Raw genomic sequence first — 17,551 nt, forward strand, 5'->3', positions numbered from 1 at the left:
ACGACCGAGCGCCAGTTCATCAGCTCGAGGTTGACGCCACCTTCCTTGAGGGTGGGGGCATCAGGAGCGTTGGCCAGACGGGCGGAGGACGAGACGCCCACCACGCGCAGCTTGCCGGCCTTGATCTGGCCCTCGAACTCGCCATAGCCGGAGATGCCCGCGGTGACGCGCCCGCCGAGCATGGCGGCCAGCGCCTCGCCACCACCCGAGAACGGGATGTAGTTGATCTTCTTCGGGTCACCGCCCGCGGCCTCGGCGAAGAGCGCGGCCAGGATATGGTCGGCGCCGCCGGCCGAACCGCCCGCCCAGGTCACCTTGGCGGGATCGGCCTTGACCCGCTCGGCGAGGTCCTTGGCGTTCTTGATCGGCGAATCCGCCGGCACGACGATGACCAGCGCCTCGGCGGTCAGTCGGGCGATCGGCGTGACCTGCGACAGGTTTACCGGCGACTTGTTCAGCAGGATGGCGCCGACCATGACGAATCCGTTGACCATCAGCTGCGAGCCGTCGCCCTTGGCGCCGATGAGCTGGGCCAGGCCGATCGTGCCGCCGGCGCCGGTGACATTGGTCACCTGCACGCTCTTGGCGATGCCCGAAGCGGTCAGCGCCTGCTGCATCGAGCGTGCCGTCCCGTCCCAGCCGCCGCCGGGCGACGCCGGTGCCATGATCTTCAGTTCGATCTGGGCGAAGGCGGCCGTGGAGAGCCCGGCAACGGCGACGGCAACGAGCGCGCCGCGCTTGAGAATGGATGGCAACATGGTGTTCCTCCGCTCGCGGATTGGTCCGCGCAATTCTTGGGTGACGCCGCCAGTGGCACTTCGCCGCGTCCTCCGTCAATTGCGCCTGATTGAACAATCGCGAGTCAAGATATTTCGCGGCGGCGGCATGCCGGAACCTTAAGCCCAGCCGCCCGACAAGGCGCGAAGCACTGGTGGGACCCGGAGCGATGGCGTAATCGCTGCGGGCATGAATCTTACTGTTCTCCCCGCACCGGGCTTGCGGCGCATCGACGGCCCCGTTCCGACGCGGCTGGCGGCACTCGGCTGCGGTCTGCTGGTCGCAATGCCGCTGGTCATGTGGATCGCGAACCGCTCCGCGCCGCTGGTGCTGGCGCTCGCCGCGGCCGCCTTCGTCGCCTCGGGCCTGACGGCCGAGGGCTGGCGTCCCGCCTGGCAGCGCCTGGTCGCGATGGTGGGCAGCCCGATCGGGCTCGCCCTCGGCGGCTTTCTGCTCTGGTCTCTCGTCACGATCGCCTGGAGCCACAGGCCGATTGCGAGTTTGACGGCGTGGGGCGAGTTCGCGCTGCCCGTGGCCTGCGGCGCGGCCATCTTGGCCTCGGGCCGGTTCTGCCCGGACGGTCGCCTCGTCCGGGCCCTCGCAGGGGCGATCATCGCCGCGATCATCTTCATGATGGCGGAATTGGCGACCGGGCTGTCGCTGCGGGCGACGCTCGAGATCGGCCGGTACCAGAGCTACATCTTCAACCGCCCGGTACTTACCGGCCTGATGCTATCGGCGGCGGCCTTTGCCCTGCTCCGTGGCGGGGCAACCTCGACCCGATGGGACCTCGCCCTGGCCGGGCTGCTCGTCCTGGCCGTCGGCTGGGCGGCCTTCGGATCCGATAGCGGCGCGGCCGGTCTCGGCTTCCTGGTGGGCATCGGCGTCGGTGCCCTGGCCTGGTTCGCGCCGCGCTTCGCGCTCTTGGCCGTTGCGGCGGGTTTCGCCATGACGCTGGCGCTGGCTCCCGTGGCGGGCCGCGTGGTCGATGCCGTGTTGCCTGCGTCCGTGCACGAGCGCCTCGCCAATTCCCACTCGCGCGATCGGGTCGACATCTGGCTCTCCTTCGGCGAAGCGGCCCTGGCGCAGCCGCTGCTGGGCGCGGGCTTCGGCACCTCGCCGACGCTCGACCGTCACCCCGTCGCGGCCGAGGTTTCGCCGCCCCGTCGCACGCTTCTCGCCGTCGGCCATCCGCACAATGCGCCGCTGCAGGCCTGGGTCGAGACGGGCGCGTTCGGTGCGCTGCTGCTGACCTTCGCCGGCCTGGCCTGCCTGGCACGGCTGCGCCGGCTCGCGGCGGCCGATCTCGCCCCGCGGCTGGCGCTCTTCGCCGGCGCCTTTGCCGTCGCATCGGTCGCGCACGGCGCCTGGCAGGGCTGGTGGATCGCCGCGCTCGCGGCCGCGACCCTCTGGCTCTGCGCGCCGTGGCCCCACGCCATCGCATCACCGCCAACCGAAGCTGAAGAGGCGCATCATGGCTGAGTTCGACGTCGATCTGTTCGTCATCGGAGCCGGCTCGGGCGGGACCCGCGCCGCCCGCATCGCCGCCGGCCATGGCGCCCGCGTGATGATCGCCGAGGAGGACCGGATCGGCGGCACCTGCGTCATCCGCGGCTGCGTGCCCAAGAAGCTCTTCGTCTATGCCAGCCGCTTCGCCGAGGAGGTCGAGGACGCAGCCGGATTCGGCTGGACGGTCCAGAAACCCGGCTTCGACTGGCCGACGCTGCGTGATGCCGTCGCCAACGAGGTCACCCGCCTCTCCGGCCTCTATCGCAAGGGGCTGAACGGCGCTGGTGTCACCATTCGCGAGGAGCGTGCCACCGTCGTCGATGCCCATACGGTGCGCTTGGGCAAGAGCGGCGAGACGGTGCGCGCGCGGCACATCCTCGTCGCCACCGGCGGCTGGCCCTCCTTCGATCCGCCGATCCCCGGCGGCGAACTCGGCATCTCCTCGAACGAGATCTTCCATTTGCCCAGCCTGCCCAAGCGCATGCTCGTCGTCGGCGGCGGCTACATCGCGCTCGAATTCGCCAGCCTCTTCGTGCGCCTGGGCGTCGAGGTCACGGTGCTTCACCGGGGCGACAACGTGCTGCGCGGCTTCGACGAGGACATCCGCAATCGCCTGCGCGACGCGCTCGAGCATGCCGGCATCCGCTTCCGGCTGGGCTGCACGGTCCAGAGCATCGAGTTGCTGCCCGATGGCTGCCGCCGCGCCCATTGCGCCAGCGGCGATCCGATCGATGCCGATGTGATTCTCGTCGCGACCGGTCGCTGTCCCAACACGGCGGGGCTCGGCCTGGCCGAGGCCGGCGTCCAGCTCGGCTCTCTGGGCGAGGTGCTGGTCGACGAGAATTCAGCCAGCAGCGTGCCCTCGATCCATGCCGTCGGCGACGTCACCAACCGCGTCAACCTGACGCCGGTCGCGATCCGGGAAGGCCACGCCTTCGCCGACTCGACCTTCGGCAACAAGCCCTGGCAGATGGACCACGGCCTGATCGCCTCGGCCGTCTTCACCACCCCGGAGATCGGCACCGTCGGCCTCTCCGAGGTCCAGGCGGCCGCGGCCGGTCACGAACTGCGCATCTTCGAATCCGGCTTCCGGCCGATGAAGGCGACGATCTCGGGCCGCAACGAGCGCGTCTACATGAAGCTCGTCGTCGACGCGAAGACAGACAAGGTCCTCGGGGTCCATATTCTCGGCCACGACGCCGGCGAGATCATCCAGGCCGTCGCCATCGCGGTGACCATGGGCGCGACCAAGGCCGATTTCGACCGCACCATCGCGTTGCATCCGAGCGCGGCCGAGGAACTGGTCACGATGCGGACGCCGCGGGCGGGCTGATTGCATCGCGGGAGTGTCGCGCCTATTCTAGAATGTGAGAACGGGTTTTCTAGAACAGGACCGTCGTCATGGGCATCAGCATCAAGAACGACGAGGTCGAGGCGCTCGCCCGCAGGCTCGCCGCCAAGCACGGCAAGGGCCTGACCGAGATCGTCCACGACGCGCTGCGCGAGAAGGCCGAGCGCGAGGATGCCGAGCCGACCCTGTGGGAGAAGCTCGCGCCGATCCGGGCGAGGCTCGCCGCCCTTCCTGATCGGGGGCCGGTTCCGGATCGTGCTTTTTACGATGAGATCAACGGCGAGGACGAGCGCCGTTGATCGTCGTCGATGCGTCCGCAGTGGTTTCGATGCTCGCCGGTGAGGCTGATGCCGAAGCGCTGCTTAGGCGCCTGGCGGTCGACTCAAATCGATCGATCTCGACGATATCGGTCTGGGAAACAGCTTGTGCCATTGCCCGATGGAAAGTGTGTTCCCGATCCGATGCGATGGAGATCGCCGACGACTTCATGCGCTCCGCAGGCATGGCTCTTGTCGCGCCCGACATGGCGATCACGGCGCTCGCGGTCGAGGCCGCCGAGCGCTACGGCCTGGGTGGCGGTCGCCCCGGCATCCTGAACATGGGCGATTGCTTCTCCTACGCCACGGCCCGGCATCTGAAGGCCCGGCTGCTGTTCAAGGGCGACGACTTCAGCCGCACGGACATCGAGCCGGCCTGACCCGGGGCAGGCGCACGACGCCCGCCATCGGTGCTGAATCAGCGCTAGACCCGGTTGAATCGCGACGTCATCGCCTTCACCTGCGATGCGATGAACTTGATTCGATCTGCGAGCACTGACCGGCAAGTGGCTGGACCGATTCAGCTTTCGCTAACCATGCCGAGAACCCGGCGATCTCCGTCGGCCAAGCTCGCCGTGGTGGCCTTCGCGGCGCCTTGGGTGTATAGGCGCGCCTTCGCGCTTACGAACAGATTAACCGGCGCGGAGTGAAGTCAGGAGCAGGAACCATGTCGGAGCGGTGGACGCCCGAGAGCTGGAGGGCCAAGCCCGTCCAGCAGATCCCGGATTATCCGGACCAGGCAGCCCTGAGGGCGGTCGAGCAGCAGCTCGCCGGCTTTCCGCCCCTCGTTTTTGCGGGTGAGGCGCGCAAGCTGAAGAAGGCCCTCGCGAAAGTCGCAAGCGGCGAGGCCTTCCTGCTCCAGGGCGGAGACTGTGCCGAAAGCTTCGGCGAGCACTCGGCCGACAACATCCGCGATTTCTTCCGGCTCTTCCTGCAGATGGCGGTGGTGCTGACCTTTGCCGGCGGCTCGCCCGTGGTGAAGGTCGGGCGCATCGCCGGCCAGTTCGCCAAGCCGCGGTCGGCTCCGACGGAGACCCTCAACGGCGTCGAGCTGCCGAGCTACAAGGGCGACATCGTCAACGACAACGCCTTCACGCCGGAGGCGCGCACGCCCGATCCGCGCCGCCAGCTCGAGGCCTATCGCCAGTCGGCGGCGACGCTGAATCTGCTGCGCGCCTTCGCCACCGGCGGTTACGCCAATCTCGACAATGCCCATCGCTGGATGCTCGGCTTCGTCAAGGATGCCCCGGCTTCGTCGCGCTACAATGAAGTCGCCGAGCGCATCACCGAGGCGCTCGACTTCATGCGCGCCATCGGCATCGACCCCGAGACGCATCCCGAGATGCGCTCGACCGAGTTCTACACCAGCCATGAGGCGCTGCTGCTCGGCTACGAGCAGGCGATGACCCGCGTCGATTCGACGACGGGCGACTGGTACGACACCTCCGGCCACATGGTCTGGATCGGCGACCGCACGCGCCAGCTTGACCATGCCCATGTCGAGTTCTTCCGCGGCATCCGTAATCCGATCGGTCTGAAATGCGGTCCCTCGACCACGGTCGACGGTCTGCTGAAGCTGATCGACGTGCTCGATCCGCAGAACCAGGCCGGCCGCCTGACGCTGATCGGCCGCTTCGGTGCGGACAAGGTCTTCGACACGCTGCCGGCCCTGGTGCGCGCCACCAAGCGGGAAGGGCGCAACGTCGTCTGGTCCTGCGACCCGATGCACGGCAACACCGTCAAGGCCGCCAGCGGCTACAAGACGCGGCCCTTCGACCTGATCATGACCGAGGTGAAGAACTTCTTCGCCGTCCACCAGGCCGAGGGCACCCATGCCGGCGGCCTGCATCTGGAGATGACCGGCAAGAACGTCACCGAATGCACCGGCGGCGCGCGCGGCATGACCGATGCGGATCTGAACGACCGCTATCACACGGTCTGCGACCCCCGCCTCAACGCCGAGCAGGCGCTGGAGCTCGCCTTCCTCGTGGCCGAACTGGTCAAGCGCGAGCGGGCGGGCAGGGCGCGGCCGGAGGTCGAGGCTGCGGAGTGAGACGCCACCTTCCGAGGCGCTGAAACAGGAAAGCCGGGGCGCGCGCGCCCCGGCTTTTTTCATGCCGGTCGAGTGTCCGGCGGCGTCAGAACTTCAGCGCGGCGGCGACACGACCGGTGTTGATCGTCGTGGTGGTGCCCTCGACATCGGCGAAGCGGATGATCTGGTATTCCGCACGCAGGAACAGGTTGTCGGTGAGCGCCATGTCGATGCCGCCGCCGGCCGTCAGACCGAAGCCGTAGACGTTGCGCTTGGTCTCCCCGACACGCAGCGGATAGCCTGCTGCGACGACATTGTTCTCCAAGGCGCCGGATACCGGGTTGGTGCGCGTGAAGCGCCAGGTCGCATCGATCGTCGATGTCGTGTCGAAACGTCCCACGGCGCCGCCGATCGTGGCGAATGGCATGATCCGCCCATAGGCCCAGCCCATCCGGATGCGTGCGGTGGCGTAGTCCTTCAGCTCGGCCCCCTGCCGGGTCGTCAGGGAGAAATCGTTGACGGTGCCGTCGGAGGTCGTGAAGCGCCGGCCGATGAAGTCACTGATCAGATACTCGTGATTGGATTTGGTATAGTCCGCCTCCAGGCCGAGGATCACATCGCCGAAGGCGAAATTGTAGCCGGCGAAGCCAAAAAAGGTCGATCCGCTGTCGGTTTTCGAGGGCAGGTTGCTCACCAGCGAGCCCATGTTGATCTCGTTGCCCAGCACGGTGTTCCGGAAGGCAAAATTCGCCAGGTTCTGCAGCCCGTTGCCGGGCTCGAATTTCGTGGAGGAGACGCCGGCGCCACCGCCGACATAGAAGCCCGACCAGTTCGCACGGCTGTCGAATTCCGGCGCAGGGGGCGCGTCGTCGATCTGCGAACCGCGCAGAACCGGATAATCGGCCGCCGAGGCGGTGCACGCTGCGGTCACGGTGCCGGCCAGCAGGGTGGCTGCGGCCAGGGCTGCGGCCGGTCGAGAGATGAAGCGGGTACGCATGGTCGTTTCTCCGAACGACGGCCGCGCTCTAGCGGAAGCGGCTCGTGCCCGATTCATGCGCTCTTAACCCTAACGTGAGGTTAAACGCCGCTCGCTGCTGGCCGCCCGCGCGACATTGCCCGGCTGGTCCGGCCGCGTTACAGCCGCGGCCATGACCGAACACTCCTTCCGCCTTGCCCTCGGACAGATCAGCCCCCTGCTCGGGGACGTCGCGGGCAATGCCGACCTCGTCCGGGCCGCGCGCCACGAGGCGGCGCGGGCCGGCGCCGATCTCGTCCTGTTTCCCGAACTCATGCTGGCGGGCGGACAGGCTGCCGGGCTCACGCTCCTGCCGGCCTTCCAGGACGCCTGCCGCCGCAGCTGCGAGGCGCTCGCGCGCGAGACGGCCGATGGCGGACCCGCGCTTCTGCTCGGCCTGCCCTGGGTCGAGGGGGGGCGGATCTACAATGCGCTCGCGCTGCTCGATGGCGGCGTGATTCAGGCGGTGCGCTTCAAGGTCCGCCTGGGCGCGGGCGGCGCCTATGACGAGGCGGGGGTGTTCTCGCCGGGGCCGTTGCCGGGGCCGGTTCCGTTTCGCGGGCGGGTCCGTCTGGGGCTGGCGATCGGCGCCGACATCGCCGACGAGGAGGTGGCGGAGTGCCTGGCCGAGACGGGCGCCGAGATGCTCCTCGTCGCCGCCTCCTCGGCCTATCACCGTGGCAGCGGTGACGTCCGCATGAACGAGGCGGTCGCGCGCGTCGTCGAGACGGGGCTGCCGCTGGTTTGGCTCAACGCCGTTGGCCGACACGATGAGGACGTCCTCGATGGCGCCTCCTTCGCGCTCGACCACGAGCGGAACCTGACGCTCCATCTGCCTGCCTTTGCGGAGGCGCACGCAGTTATGCCGTGGCGGCGTGAGCGCGGCGCCTGGCGCAGCGAACCGGGGGAGATCGCGACCGTGCCGACGGCAGACGCGGCCGATTATGCCGCCTGCGTGCTCGGTCTGCGCGACCATGTCCGCCGGGTGGGATCCGCCGGAATCCTGCTCGCACTCGACGGGCCGGATGCTGCACTCGATGCCATGATGGCGGTCGATGCCGTCGGGCCGGAGCGCGTCCGTGCGGTGGTGCTGACGTCCGGCGCTGAGGATCGGGCGCTCGCGGACAGTCAGGCGTTCGCCCGGACGCTCGGCATCCCGTGCCGGGTGGTGCCGGTCGCGCCGCTCGGCGCGATCCTGGCCGAGACACTGGGCCAGGGCATCGAACCGACGAGTGCAGCGCTGGCGGCCGCTCGCGGCGCCCTGCTGGCGGCGCTGGCGGCGCAGGAGAACCTCACCCTTCTGACCAAAGCGACCGCGGCCGCTGCCCCGACGGTGGATGTCTTCGATCCGGTGAAGCCTTTCTCGGCCAGCGAGATCGCCCGCCTCTGTGAACTGCGCCAGCGCTGGAAGCCCGCCGGGGCGCTCGGGCCCGAGGACGCGATCGTCCCGGCGGCGTGGCTCGCACAGCGTCCCGATCCGCAGCGGGACGAGATCCTGTCCGCTCTCGGGCAAGGCCGGCGCGTCGCCGAGTTCGTCGCGGACGGCCATGCCCGCGAGATGGTGCTGGCTCTGCAGGAGGAGCTTGGTCGCAGGCGGGCCTTGGCCCGCTTTGCCGCGCCCGGCGTCAATCTGACGGCCGAGGGGCCACGCCAGCCGCCGCGCCACGGCTTCGTCGACAGCGGCGAGCCGGTCCATGAGCCGGATGCCGCGCTGGTCCGCGGTGTCGGCCTCAGCGGTGGCGAGAGCGTCGACTTCTGAAGCCCGCTCGCCGCGGCCTCAGTGGACGGCTGCCGGCCCGGCGTCGCCCTTGTCGTGCCGGCCGAAGCGGTCGACCATGGTGGCGCTGGCCTCGTTGAGGCCGAGAACCTCGACCTCCGCCCCGTTCTTGCGCAGGCGCAGCACGACCTTGTCGAGCGCGCCGATCGCCGAAATGTCCCAGAAATGGGCATGGGTCAGGTCGATCGTCACCTGCGCCGGGCGCTCCTCGAAGGAAAAGCCGCGCAGGAAGCTCTCGACCGAGGCGAAGAAGATCTGGCCGCGCACGACATAGGTCACGGCCTTGCCCTCCGCGCTGTCGCGCTTCTCGACCGCGACGAGGCGCGCGACCTTGCCGGCGAAGAACACGCCCGACAACAGCACGCCGACGAGCACGCCCTTGGCGAGGTCATGCGTCGCGACCACCGTCGTCACCGTGGCCAGCATCACGATGGAGGAGGGCAGCGGGTTGCTGCGCAGGTCGAGGATCGAGCGCCAGGAGAAGGTGCCGATCGAGACCATGATCATCACCGCGACCAGCGCCGCCATCGGGATGATCCGGACGAGATCGTCGAGCACGAGGATCAGGAAGAGCAGGAAGGCCCCGGCGACGAAGGTCGAAAGCCGGCCGCGCCCGCCCGAGGTCACGTTGATCACCGACTGGCCGATCATGGCGCAGCCGCCCATGCCGCCGATCAGCGCCGAGGCGATGTTGCTCGCCCCCTGACCGTAGCATTCCTGGCTCTTGTTGCTCGTGGTCTCGGTCATGTCGTCGACGATCTGGGCGGTGAGCAGGGACTCCAGCAGCCCCACCGCCGCCAGCGCGACCGAATAGGGGAAGATGATCCGCAGCGTCTCGAAGGTCAGCGGCACCTGCGGCAGTGCGAAGACCGGTAGCGTCGAGGGCAGTTCGCCGAGATCGCCGACGGTGCGCAGATCGAGCCCGAGCCCCCAGGCCAGCGCCGTCAGCACCGCGATGGCGACGAGCGGGGAGGGGATCGCCCTGGTGACATAGGGCAGGAGATAGATGATCGCGAGGCCGCCTGCGATCATCGCATAGGTCAGCGACGGCACGCCGATCAGTTCCGGCAGCTGCGCCATGAAGATCAGGATCGCAAGCGCGTTGACGAAGCCGGTAATGACGGAGCGCGAGACGAAGCTCATCAGGCGCCCGAGACGCAGCGCGCCGGCCCCGAGCTGGATCAGCCCCATCAGGATCGTCGCCGCGAAGAGATAGGGCAGGCCGTGCTCCTTCACGAGCGTGACCATGAGGACGGCGGTGGCGGCGGTCGCCGCCGAGATCATCCCCGGCCGTCCCCCGACGAAGGCCGAGACGCAGGCGATGGCGAAGGAGGCGAACAGCCCGACCTTGGGGTCGACGCCGGCGATCACCGAGAAGCCGATCGCCTCCGGAATCAGGGCGAGCGCCACGACGATGCCGGAGAGGATGTCCCCCCGGATGTTGGAGAACCATTCGCGGCGATAGGCGGAAAGTCTTGTCATGTTGAACCCATGAGCGATCGGAGCCCGCGGCGCACGCAGGCTTCAGATGGATCGGCAGTTGGGTTGTCCGGCGGATCGGCGGCCGGAAGAGCCACCCGGATTTTCACCGGGTCCGTTCGAATGCCATCATTCAGCCATGGATCATGCTGCATCGCAATAGATGCCTGCGCGTTGCATCATGCTTTCAGGACATGACCGCCACAGGCGATTGTCGCTGCGGGCCAAAAGCGCCATAAGCGCCGCCATGACCAGCCCCGCGCCGTCCCGCCCGCCGCTCCTGCGCTTCGCGCCCTCGCCGACGGGCTATCTCCATATCGGCAATGCCCGCTCGGCCCTCTTCAACGGGCTCTATGCCCGCCGCCATGGCGGGCGCTTCATGCTGCGCTTCGACGACACCGATCTCGCGCGCTCGAAGCCGGAATATGCCGCCGCCATCGCCGAGGACCTCGCCTGGCTCGGCATCACGCCCGATCTCGTCATCAGCCAGTCGCAGCGGCTCTCGCTCTACGATGCGGCCGCCGAGGATCTGCGCGCTGCCGGCCGGCTCTATCCCTGCTATGAGACCGCCGACGAGCTCGACCGCCGCCGCAAGCGCCAGCTCGCCCGCGGCCTGCCGCCGATCTACGACCGCGCTGCGCTGAAGCTGACCGAAGAGGACCGGGCGAAGCTCGAGGCCGAAGGCCGCCGGCCGCATTGGCGCTTCCTGCTGGAGCCGCGCGTGGTCGCCTGGAGCGATCTGATCCGCGGCGACGCCCATGTCGATTGCGCCTCGCTCTCCGACCAGGTGCTGATCCGCGAGGACGGCACCTATCTCTACCACCTGCCGTCGGTGGTGGATGATGCCGCGACCGGCGTGACCCACATCATCCGCGGCGAGGACCACGTCACCAACACGGCGGTGCATATCCAGATCTTCCAGGCGCTGGGCGCGGCGCTGCCGGCCTTCGGCCACCACAACCTCCTGACCACGGCGAGCGGCGAGGGGCTCTCCAAGCGCCTCGGCCATCTCTCGCTGCGCGGCCTGCGCGAGGCCGGCGTCGAGCCCCTGGCGGTGGCGGCGCTCGCCACCCTGACCGGCTCGTCGGACGCGGTGCGCCCGGTCGCCAGTCTCGATGAACTGGCGGGGCTGGTCGATCTCGCCCATGTCTCGCGCGCGCCGGCCAAATTCGACGAGCACGATCTCGACACGCTGAGCGCCCGCACCCTCCACCAGCTGCCCTATGAGGCCGTCTCATCCCGGCTGGCGGCGCTGGGCATCGGCGGGAGGGAGGCGTTCTGGCTCGCGATCCGCGGCAATCTCGCCAAGCTCGATGACGCCCGCCTCTGGGACGACGTCGTGCGCGGGCCGATCAGGCCGGTCATCGCCGATCCCGCCTTTGCCGCCACCGCGGCCTCGGTGCTTCCGCCCGAGCCCTTCGACGCGACGACCTGGAAGAGCTGGACGAGCGCGGTACAGGCGGCAACCGGCGCCAAGGGCAAGGCCCTGTTCATGCCGCTGCGCCAGGCGTTGACCGCGCAGGATCACGGCCCCGAACTCGCGGCGCTGCTGCCGCTGATCGGGCGGGACAAGGCGCTGCGGCGTCTCAGGGGCGAGAGCGCCTGAGACGCGCGGAGTCTCGCGCAGGCTCGTTCAGGGCCTGATCGTCGCGGTTCCGAGGTTCGGCGCCAGATTGGGCGCGACGATCCGGACGGTGCGGCGTTCGCCGGTGACGCTTTGCGTCTCCCGCTTCAGCCCGTCGCCCTTGTCGAGAACGCGCTCGCCGACCGTGGCCGGGCCAACGCCGGCGGATTCCGTGCCGGCCGTTGGCGAGTTCTCCGACGGCATCGGCTTCTCGTCGGGAATGTCGACCGCAGCCGGCTGCGGTGCCGGCGTCGCGCCGCGGCGCCGCGGATCGGGCTTCGCCTCCTTGGGGCGCGAAAGCTCCGCCGCACGCTGCTCGGTGACGATGACGTCGCCCTTGCGCTTGTCGAGCAGGAACTCGGCCTCTTTCAGCGCCTGGGCCCAGCTCTGGCCGGGGGCGCGACAGGTGCAGGCCGCGTCGAAACTGCGCTGGTATTTGCCGGCATTGGGCAGCGAGGCGTAGGGCTGCCCGGTCGAGCGTGCGACCGCGTTCTGGATCTCGCCGCCATTGCTCATGCCATAGGCGAAGGTCTGCGCGCCCGGGCAGAGCGCCTGGCACATCTCGTCCGAGCTGTCGCGTCCACCGGGGTTGTTGGCGAGCGGGAAGAAGAAACCGTCGCAGGTCCGTACGCAGACGGTTTGCGGGCCGCCGAGGCGCGGCTTCTCGGGTTCGAGCGGCTGTTCGGGGTCGAGCTCCGGCAGCGTCGAATCGATTTCGCCGCGGCGCGGCTCGAGCCCGAAGATCGTCTCGAAGAAGCCGCGCTGCTGCGGCGCCCGGCAATTGGCATTGATCGCCGCCACCAGCTGGGCCCGGCGCTGTTCCAGCGCGCCGCCCTGGGCCATCTGCTGCAGCCGCGCATACTGCCCCTGCAACTGTCCGATCTGCGCGCGCAAGCCCCCGCATTCGCGTGGCGGCCCCTCGCCGAAGAAGGTGAAGCCGCCGCGCTCGCAGCCCATCGCCCGGTATTGGTTCGTCGCCTGGGCGAGCTGGGAGCCGACGCGCTGCGCCATCTGCGCGGCGCGCGGATCGCCGCCGCCCTGGCCCTGGAGAGTCGCCAGTTCCGAGCGCCAGGCGTTGCAGGCGGGGGACTGCGCCACCGCGACGCCGCCCATGGCGCCCAGGGCCACGAGCGCAGCCACCAGGCGGAGAAAGCGCCGCGGAGGAGAGGATCTCGATGTCATCGGGAGTCGGATCACGTCACCTGCTTGTCGGTCTCGAATGCCGGACGGTCCTTGCCCCGGGCTGGCGGCTCGTCCCCGTCGCCGACAACAGCCTCCAAACGCGACGGAACTAAGGAGCGATGCCTGCCGTGCACCGGAAGATGTCGGGTCCGAATGCCATATTCGCCCCCGCCGGGCAATCGCTGCGCCGCGCGCGCTCGTGGATCGCGCTGTGGGATCGGGAGGCGGTTGGCGTGCGCGCTCCGACTGTCTAGAAGGCTCGCACCCGCCCGCGCATGTCGCGCCGGCGTTGCGACCGGGCGATGCCGTCATGACCCTTCCTCTGGCGCTGGAAGCCGCCTTCATCCCCGAGCTGCCGAACTATTATCGCGGCAAGGTGCGCGAGAACTACGATCTCCCGGACGGGCGCCGCATCCTGATCTCGACCGACCGGCTGAGTGCCTTCGACCGCGCCATCGCCGCGATCCCCTGCAAGGGCCAGGTGCTGACCCAGACCGCGCGCCATTGGTTCGAGCAGACCGCCGACATCTGCCCCAACCACGTGCTCGAATACCCTGATCCCAATGTCGTGGTCGGCAAGCGGCTCGACATCCTTCCCGTCGAGATCGTGGTGCGCGGCTATCTCGCCGGCACCACCGGCACCTCGATCCTGACGATGTACAAGCAGGGTCGGCGCGAGATGTATGGGGTCAGCCTGCCCGACGGACTGCGCGACAATGAGCGCCTGCCGGAGGCGATCATCACCCCGACCAGCAAGGCCTTCGACGGCGGCCATGACGAGCCGCTCTCGGCCGCCCAGATTGTCGAGGAGGGCCTGCTGACCCGCGAGCAGTGGGAGACGGTCAGCCGCTATGCACTCGCGCTCTTCGCACGCGGCCAGGCGATGGCCGCGCAGCGCGGGCTGATCCTGGCCGACACCAAATACGAATTCGGCACGGACGCTGACGGGACGATCCTGCTGGCCGACGAGATCCACACCCCCGATTCCAGCCGCTACTGGATGGCCGGCAGTTATCCGGCGCGTTTCGAGGCGGGCGAGAAGCCGGATTCCTTCGACAAGGACTTCGTTCGCAACTGGGTCGTCGCCCGCTGCGATCCCTACACCCAGGATCTGCCGCCGATTCCCGCCGAACTGATCGCCCAGACCTCGGACGTCTATGTCCGCGCCTACGAGACCATCACCGGCCAGTCTTTCGTGCCGCCCCCGGCCGACGAGCCGCCTTTGGAGCGCATCCGCAGGAATCTCGCGCGGTTTTTTTGATCTTCAGCTCTGGCCGATCATCAAAGGACGCGGGTCATCCCGGATCTCCGCTACGCTGCGTCCGGGATGACCGCAGAGGGTTGGGCAGGGAGGCGGGCCTGACCGTCCCCTCTCACCCCTCGTCGTCGCGATAGCTTCCGGCGAGGTGGCGGCTGCGTTCGGTCAGGGTCGAGAGCACGCGCTCGAAGACCTTGAGCTCTTCGGGCGCGATCCCCTCAGTCCAGCGTGCCTGGAAGGCCAGCGCCAACGGTACGATCTGGGCGTAGATGCGCTCGCCCGCCGCCGTCAGTGCCACGAAGGATTCGCGCCGGTCCTGGCGGTTCTCGGCGCGCGAGACGAACCCGCGCTTCTCCAGCTCCGAGACGGCGCGCGAGACCTTGGTCTTGTGCATCTGCGCGAGTTCGCCGATGTCGCGCGAGGTCAGCTTGCCGAACTCACCGAGCTGCGCCACCACCCGCCATTCGGGAATGCCGATGCCGAACTGCGCATCGTAGATCCGCCCGAGCGCGCGCGCGGAGTGGAAGGCCACGACATTCAGGCGATAAGGCAGGAACTGCTCCAGCCGGAGCGGCGCTTCCGGCTGGGGAGAGGGGGGCTTCGTCGTCATCGGCTGGCAGAAGCCTCCGGTGGCCGGGCGCTCAGCGCGCCTTCAGCCGGTTCATAAAGCTGTCGAAGGACAACTCCGCCACCTGCCACCAGAGCAGGTTCTCGCCGCGGAAGGCGACCATCGAATCATAGCCCTTCTTGAAGTCCGCGCTCTTGGCCGAGGTCTCGGCGTAGTATTCCTCGGCGGCCTTCAGCGCCGCTTCCATCACCGGCAGCGGGAAGGGGCGAAGCTGCGCCCCCTGGGCGACGAGACGGCGCAGGCCGCCCGGGTTCACGAAGTCGTATTTGCCCAGCATCCAGTTGTTGGCCGCCTCGCAAGCCTGCTGGACGATCGCCTGGTAGTGCTTGGGCAGCTTGGCCCAGGCCTCCTTGCCGATGATCAGGTGCAGCATCGCGCCGCCCTCCCACCAGCCGGGATAGTAGTTGTATTTGGCGACGCGGATGAAGCCGAGCTTCTCGTCGTCATAGGGGCCGACGAATTCGGCGGCGTCGATCGTGCCGCGCTCCAGCGCCGGATAGACGTCGCCGGGCGCGATCTGGGTCGGCACCACGCCGAGCTTGGCGAGCACCGCGCCGCCCATGCCGCCGATGCGGAACTTCAGCCCCTTGAGGTCGTCCACGCCCTTGAGCTCGTTGCGGAAGAAGCCGCCCATCTGGCAGCCGGAATTGCCGCAGGGGATCGAATAGGCGTTGAAGCGGTCGAGCACGCCGTTGACGATCTGCTCGCCCCCGCCGAAATACCACCAGCTGTGCTGCTGACGGGCATTCAGGCCGAAGGGGATGCCGGTGCCCAGCCCCAGCGTCGGGTCCTTGCCGATGTAGAAATAGGTCGGCGAATGCGCGCATTCGACCGTGCCGGAGGAGACCGCGTCGAGCGCCTGCAGGCCGGGCACGATCTCGCCGGGCGCGAAGACCTGGATCTGGAACTTTCCGTCAGTGGCCTCGCTGACGAGCTTGGAAAACTGCTGCGCCGTGCCGAAGATCGTGTCGAGCGACTTCGGGAAGCTCGAGGTCAGCCGCCACTTCACCTCGGGCTGCGACTGCGCGATCGCAGGCATCGCGACCGGCGTCGCGGCGGCGGCGAGCGCCCCTGTTTTCAAAAAGTCGCGGCGTTTCATAAGGTGATCCTCCCACGGGCTTGTTGAACTCTTATTGGCGTGTCGCGCGCGGATTGGAAAGACATGAAACTCGCTTCGCTCATGCATGGCCGGGATGGCCGCCTGGTCGTCGTCTCGCGCGATCTGACCCGCGCCACCGACGCCTTTCCCGTGGTGCCGACGCTGCAGGCGGCGCTCGATGATTGGGACCGTCTCGCGCCCCGCCTGGCCGATCTGGCGGAGGGGCTGGAGCATGGCTCCGTGCCCTCCTTCCGCTTCCACGAGCATGACTGCTCGGCGCCGCTTCCGCGAGCGTTCGGGCGCTTTGTCGGACGCGACGGCGTCGCGGAACCGACGGCCGCCCGCTCCACCGGGGCACTGGGGCCACGCCAGCCCGTCCGGGCGGTCGATGAGCGAGCCGGTCTCGTCGCCGAGGCGGGTCTCGCCGTGATCGCGGGAGACGTTCCGGCGCTGGCCGGCCCTGCACAGGCCTCGAGCCTGATCCGGCTCGTCATGCTCGGCTGCCGGGTGATGGAGACGGCCGGCGCAGGCGGCGATGTCGCACGGGAGGTGGCCTGCAGCTTCTCGCCGGTCGTGGTGACGCCCGACGAGATCGGTCCCGCCTGGCACGACGGACGCCTCGACCTGCCCCTGCTGTGCCGGGTCAACCAGCAGCCGCTCCAGCGCGGCGAAGCGGCCGGCACCGTGGCGGCGGGCGAGTTGCTGGCGCAGGCGGCGGGGCGGCAGGCGCTGCAGGCGGGCACGATCGTGGCCTGGCCCGTCGCCTTGCCGCAGGAGCAGCCGCTGCGCTTCGGTGACAGCGTCCGCATCGAGATGAAGGACCCCGCCGGCCACTCCATCTTCGGCGCGATCGAGCAGGAGATCCTTCCAGCCGGGTGAGGTCGCTTTCGTGCGACCATCTGCCAGGGGCTTGGACTCATAGAGCTTGGCGCCCGCAAGGGCGCCCGCTACCCTGTCGCCGAACCGCAGAGCCCGCCGCGAGAGCCTCCGCCTGATGATCGACCCCGTCGCCTTCTACCCCGACACCATTCCGCTCGCCTTTTTCGTCTGGGGCCCGGTGCTGGTGATGGTCCTGTTCTGGGCCGCGGGCATCTGGTCCAGCCGCCAGGGCGTGCCGCGCATGCTCGAGAACGACTGGAACGGCTACAACGCGGCCGATGTGGAAAAGCTCTTCGCCCTCTATGGCGAGACGCACCGCTCCCGCTATCGCAATCGGGTCCTGCCGGCCGATGTCGCCTTCGCCTTCACCTATGCGATCGTCGGCGGGATGCTGATCGCGGGCCTCGCCATGCGCGGCCAGCCCCTGTGGCTCGCGGCCCTGTGCGGCGGCGGCTGGCTGCTCGGCGGGCTCTGCGATGTCGCCGAGAACCTCGCCGTCGCGCGGCTGCTCGACAAATACCCGAAGGTCGAGGCCGGCGACGTCGCCTTCGCCAGCCGCGCGACGCAGATGAAGCTCGTGCTCTTCCTGCTCGGGACGGTCGGCGCCATCGCCGCCGCCTATCT

Annotated in this window: 16 protein-coding genes and 1 other annotated feature; of the genes, 10 read left to right on the plus strand and 6 right to left on the minus strand. The window is 68.8% G+C overall.

Annotation, left to right across the window (positions count from 1 at the left end; translation table 11 throughout):
* Positions 1 to 758: Bug family tripartite tricarboxylate transporter substrate binding protein (locus Q8M82_RS22515; protein WP_305693526.1), on the minus strand; the 758-nt coding region annotated here is incomplete at its 3' end.
* A gap of 208 nt (positions 759 to 966) precedes the next feature.
* On the opposite strand from Q8M82_RS22515, the gene Q8M82_RS22520 reads away from it, so the two are divergent.
* From Q8M82_RS22520 to Q8M82_RS22540, 5 genes are all read left to right on the plus strand, one after another.
* Positions 967 to 2,259 (plus strand): O-antigen ligase family protein, encoded by a 1,293-nt coding sequence (locus tag Q8M82_RS22520; protein ID WP_305693527.1) that lies wholly within the window; start codon positions 967 to 969, stop codon positions 2,257 to 2,259.
* Complete coding sequence (gor, locus tag Q8M82_RS22525; RefSeq protein WP_305693528.1) at positions 2,252 to 3,619, plus strand: glutathione-disulfide reductase; 1,368 nt, start codon at positions 2,252 to 2,254, stop codon at positions 3,617 to 3,619. The genes Q8M82_RS22520 and gor overlap by 8 nt, the downstream gene beginning before the upstream one ends.
* Before the next feature lie 68 nt (positions 3,620 to 3,687).
* The gene (locus tag Q8M82_RS22530) at positions 3,688 to 3,936 is read left to right on the plus strand and encodes a type II toxin-antitoxin system VapB family antitoxin (protein ID WP_305693529.1); all 249 of its coding nucleotides are present in this window, start codon (positions 3,688 to 3,690) and stop codon (positions 3,934 to 3,936) included.
* Positions 3,933 to 4,334: a type II toxin-antitoxin system VapC family toxin gene (locus tag Q8M82_RS22535; protein WP_305693530.1), complete on the plus strand. Its 402-nt coding sequence runs from the start codon at positions 3,933 to 3,935 to the stop codon at positions 4,332 to 4,334. Before Q8M82_RS22530 ends, Q8M82_RS22535 begins: the two co-directional genes overlap by 4 nt.
* A 287-nt stretch (positions 4,335 to 4,621) precedes the next feature.
* The gene (locus tag Q8M82_RS22540; protein WP_305693531.1) at positions 4,622 to 6,007 is read left to right on the plus strand and encodes a class II 3-deoxy-7-phosphoheptulonate synthase; all 1,386 of its coding nucleotides are present in this window, start codon (positions 4,622 to 4,624) and stop codon (positions 6,005 to 6,007) included.
* 85 nt (positions 6,008 to 6,092) lie between these two features.
* Here the strand turns inward: Q8M82_RS22540 and Q8M82_RS22545 are convergent, their stop codons facing one another.
* The gene (locus Q8M82_RS22545; protein WP_305693532.1) at positions 6,093 to 6,983 is read right to left on the minus strand and encodes an outer membrane protein; all 891 of its coding nucleotides are present in this window, start codon (positions 6,981 to 6,983) and stop codon (positions 6,093 to 6,095) included.
* Between the two features lie 151 nt (positions 6,984 to 7,134).
* Between Q8M82_RS22545 and Q8M82_RS22550 the strand changes: the two genes are divergently transcribed.
* Positions 7,135 to 8,760, plus strand: a complete 1,626-nt coding sequence (locus tag Q8M82_RS22550; RefSeq protein WP_305693533.1) for a nitrilase-related carbon-nitrogen hydrolase — start codon at positions 7,135 to 7,137, stop codon at positions 8,758 to 8,760.
* Between the two features lie 18 nt (positions 8,761 to 8,778).
* On the opposite strand, the gene Q8M82_RS22555 is transcribed toward Q8M82_RS22550, so the two are convergent.
* Complete coding sequence (locus Q8M82_RS22555; RefSeq protein WP_305693534.1) at positions 8,779 to 10,260, minus strand: SulP family inorganic anion transporter; 1,482 nt, start codon at positions 10,258 to 10,260, stop codon at positions 8,779 to 8,781.
* A 61-nt stretch (positions 10,261 to 10,321) separates the two neighbouring features.
* Positions 10,322 to 10,377, minus strand: a sequence feature (sul1 is cis-regulatory element that is thought to sense ions involved in sulfur or methionine metabolism; They are found in Alphaproteobacteria).
* Positions 10,378 to 10,504: 127 nt separating this feature from the next.
* Between Q8M82_RS22555 and gltX the strand changes: the two genes are divergently transcribed.
* A complete protein-coding gene (gltX, locus tag Q8M82_RS22560) occupies positions 10,505 to 11,863 on the plus strand; it encodes a glutamate--tRNA ligase (protein WP_305693535.1) in 1,359 nt (452 codons plus the stop codon).
* Between the two features lie 27 nt (positions 11,864 to 11,890).
* Here gltX and Q8M82_RS22565 read toward each other — a convergent pair whose 3' ends face one another.
* Positions 11,891 to 13,009, minus strand: a complete 1,119-nt coding sequence (locus Q8M82_RS22565) for a DUF2865 domain-containing protein (RefSeq protein ID WP_305693536.1) — start codon at positions 13,007 to 13,009, stop codon at positions 11,891 to 11,893.
* A 364-nt stretch (positions 13,010 to 13,373) separates the two neighbouring features.
* Here Q8M82_RS22565 and Q8M82_RS22570 point away from each other — a divergent pair, with 364 nt between their 5' ends.
* Positions 13,374 to 14,324 (plus strand): phosphoribosylaminoimidazolesuccinocarboxamide synthase, encoded by a 951-nt coding sequence (locus Q8M82_RS22570; protein WP_305693537.1) that lies wholly within the window; start codon positions 13,374 to 13,376, stop codon positions 14,322 to 14,324.
* 112 nt (positions 14,325 to 14,436) lie between these two features.
* Here the strand turns inward: Q8M82_RS22570 and Q8M82_RS22575 are convergent, their stop codons facing one another.
* Both Q8M82_RS22575 and Q8M82_RS22580 read right to left on the minus strand, forming a co-directional pair.
* Entirely contained in the window at positions 14,437 to 14,931 is a 495-nt protein-coding gene (locus tag Q8M82_RS22575; RefSeq protein WP_305693538.1) for a MarR family winged helix-turn-helix transcriptional regulator, read from the minus strand.
* 31 nt (positions 14,932 to 14,962) lie between these two features.
* A complete protein-coding gene (locus Q8M82_RS22580; protein WP_305693539.1) occupies positions 14,963 to 16,048 on the minus strand; it encodes a TRAP transporter substrate-binding protein in 1,086 nt (361 codons plus the stop codon).
* 63 nt (positions 16,049 to 16,111) lie between these two features.
* On the opposite strand from Q8M82_RS22580, the gene Q8M82_RS22585 reads away from it, so the two are divergent.
* Entirely contained in the window at positions 16,112 to 16,927 is an 816-nt protein-coding gene (locus Q8M82_RS22585) for a fumarylacetoacetate hydrolase family protein (RefSeq protein WP_305693540.1), read from the plus strand.
* A 115-nt stretch (positions 16,928 to 17,042) separates the two neighbouring features.
* Positions 17,043 to 17,551: hypothetical protein (locus tag Q8M82_RS22590; RefSeq protein ID WP_305693541.1), on the plus strand; the 509-nt coding region annotated here is incomplete at its 3' end.

The sequence above is a fragment of the Allobosea sp. genome (assembly GCF_030694325.1).
GTDB lineage: Bacteria > Pseudomonadota > Alphaproteobacteria > Rhizobiales > Beijerinckiaceae > Allobosea.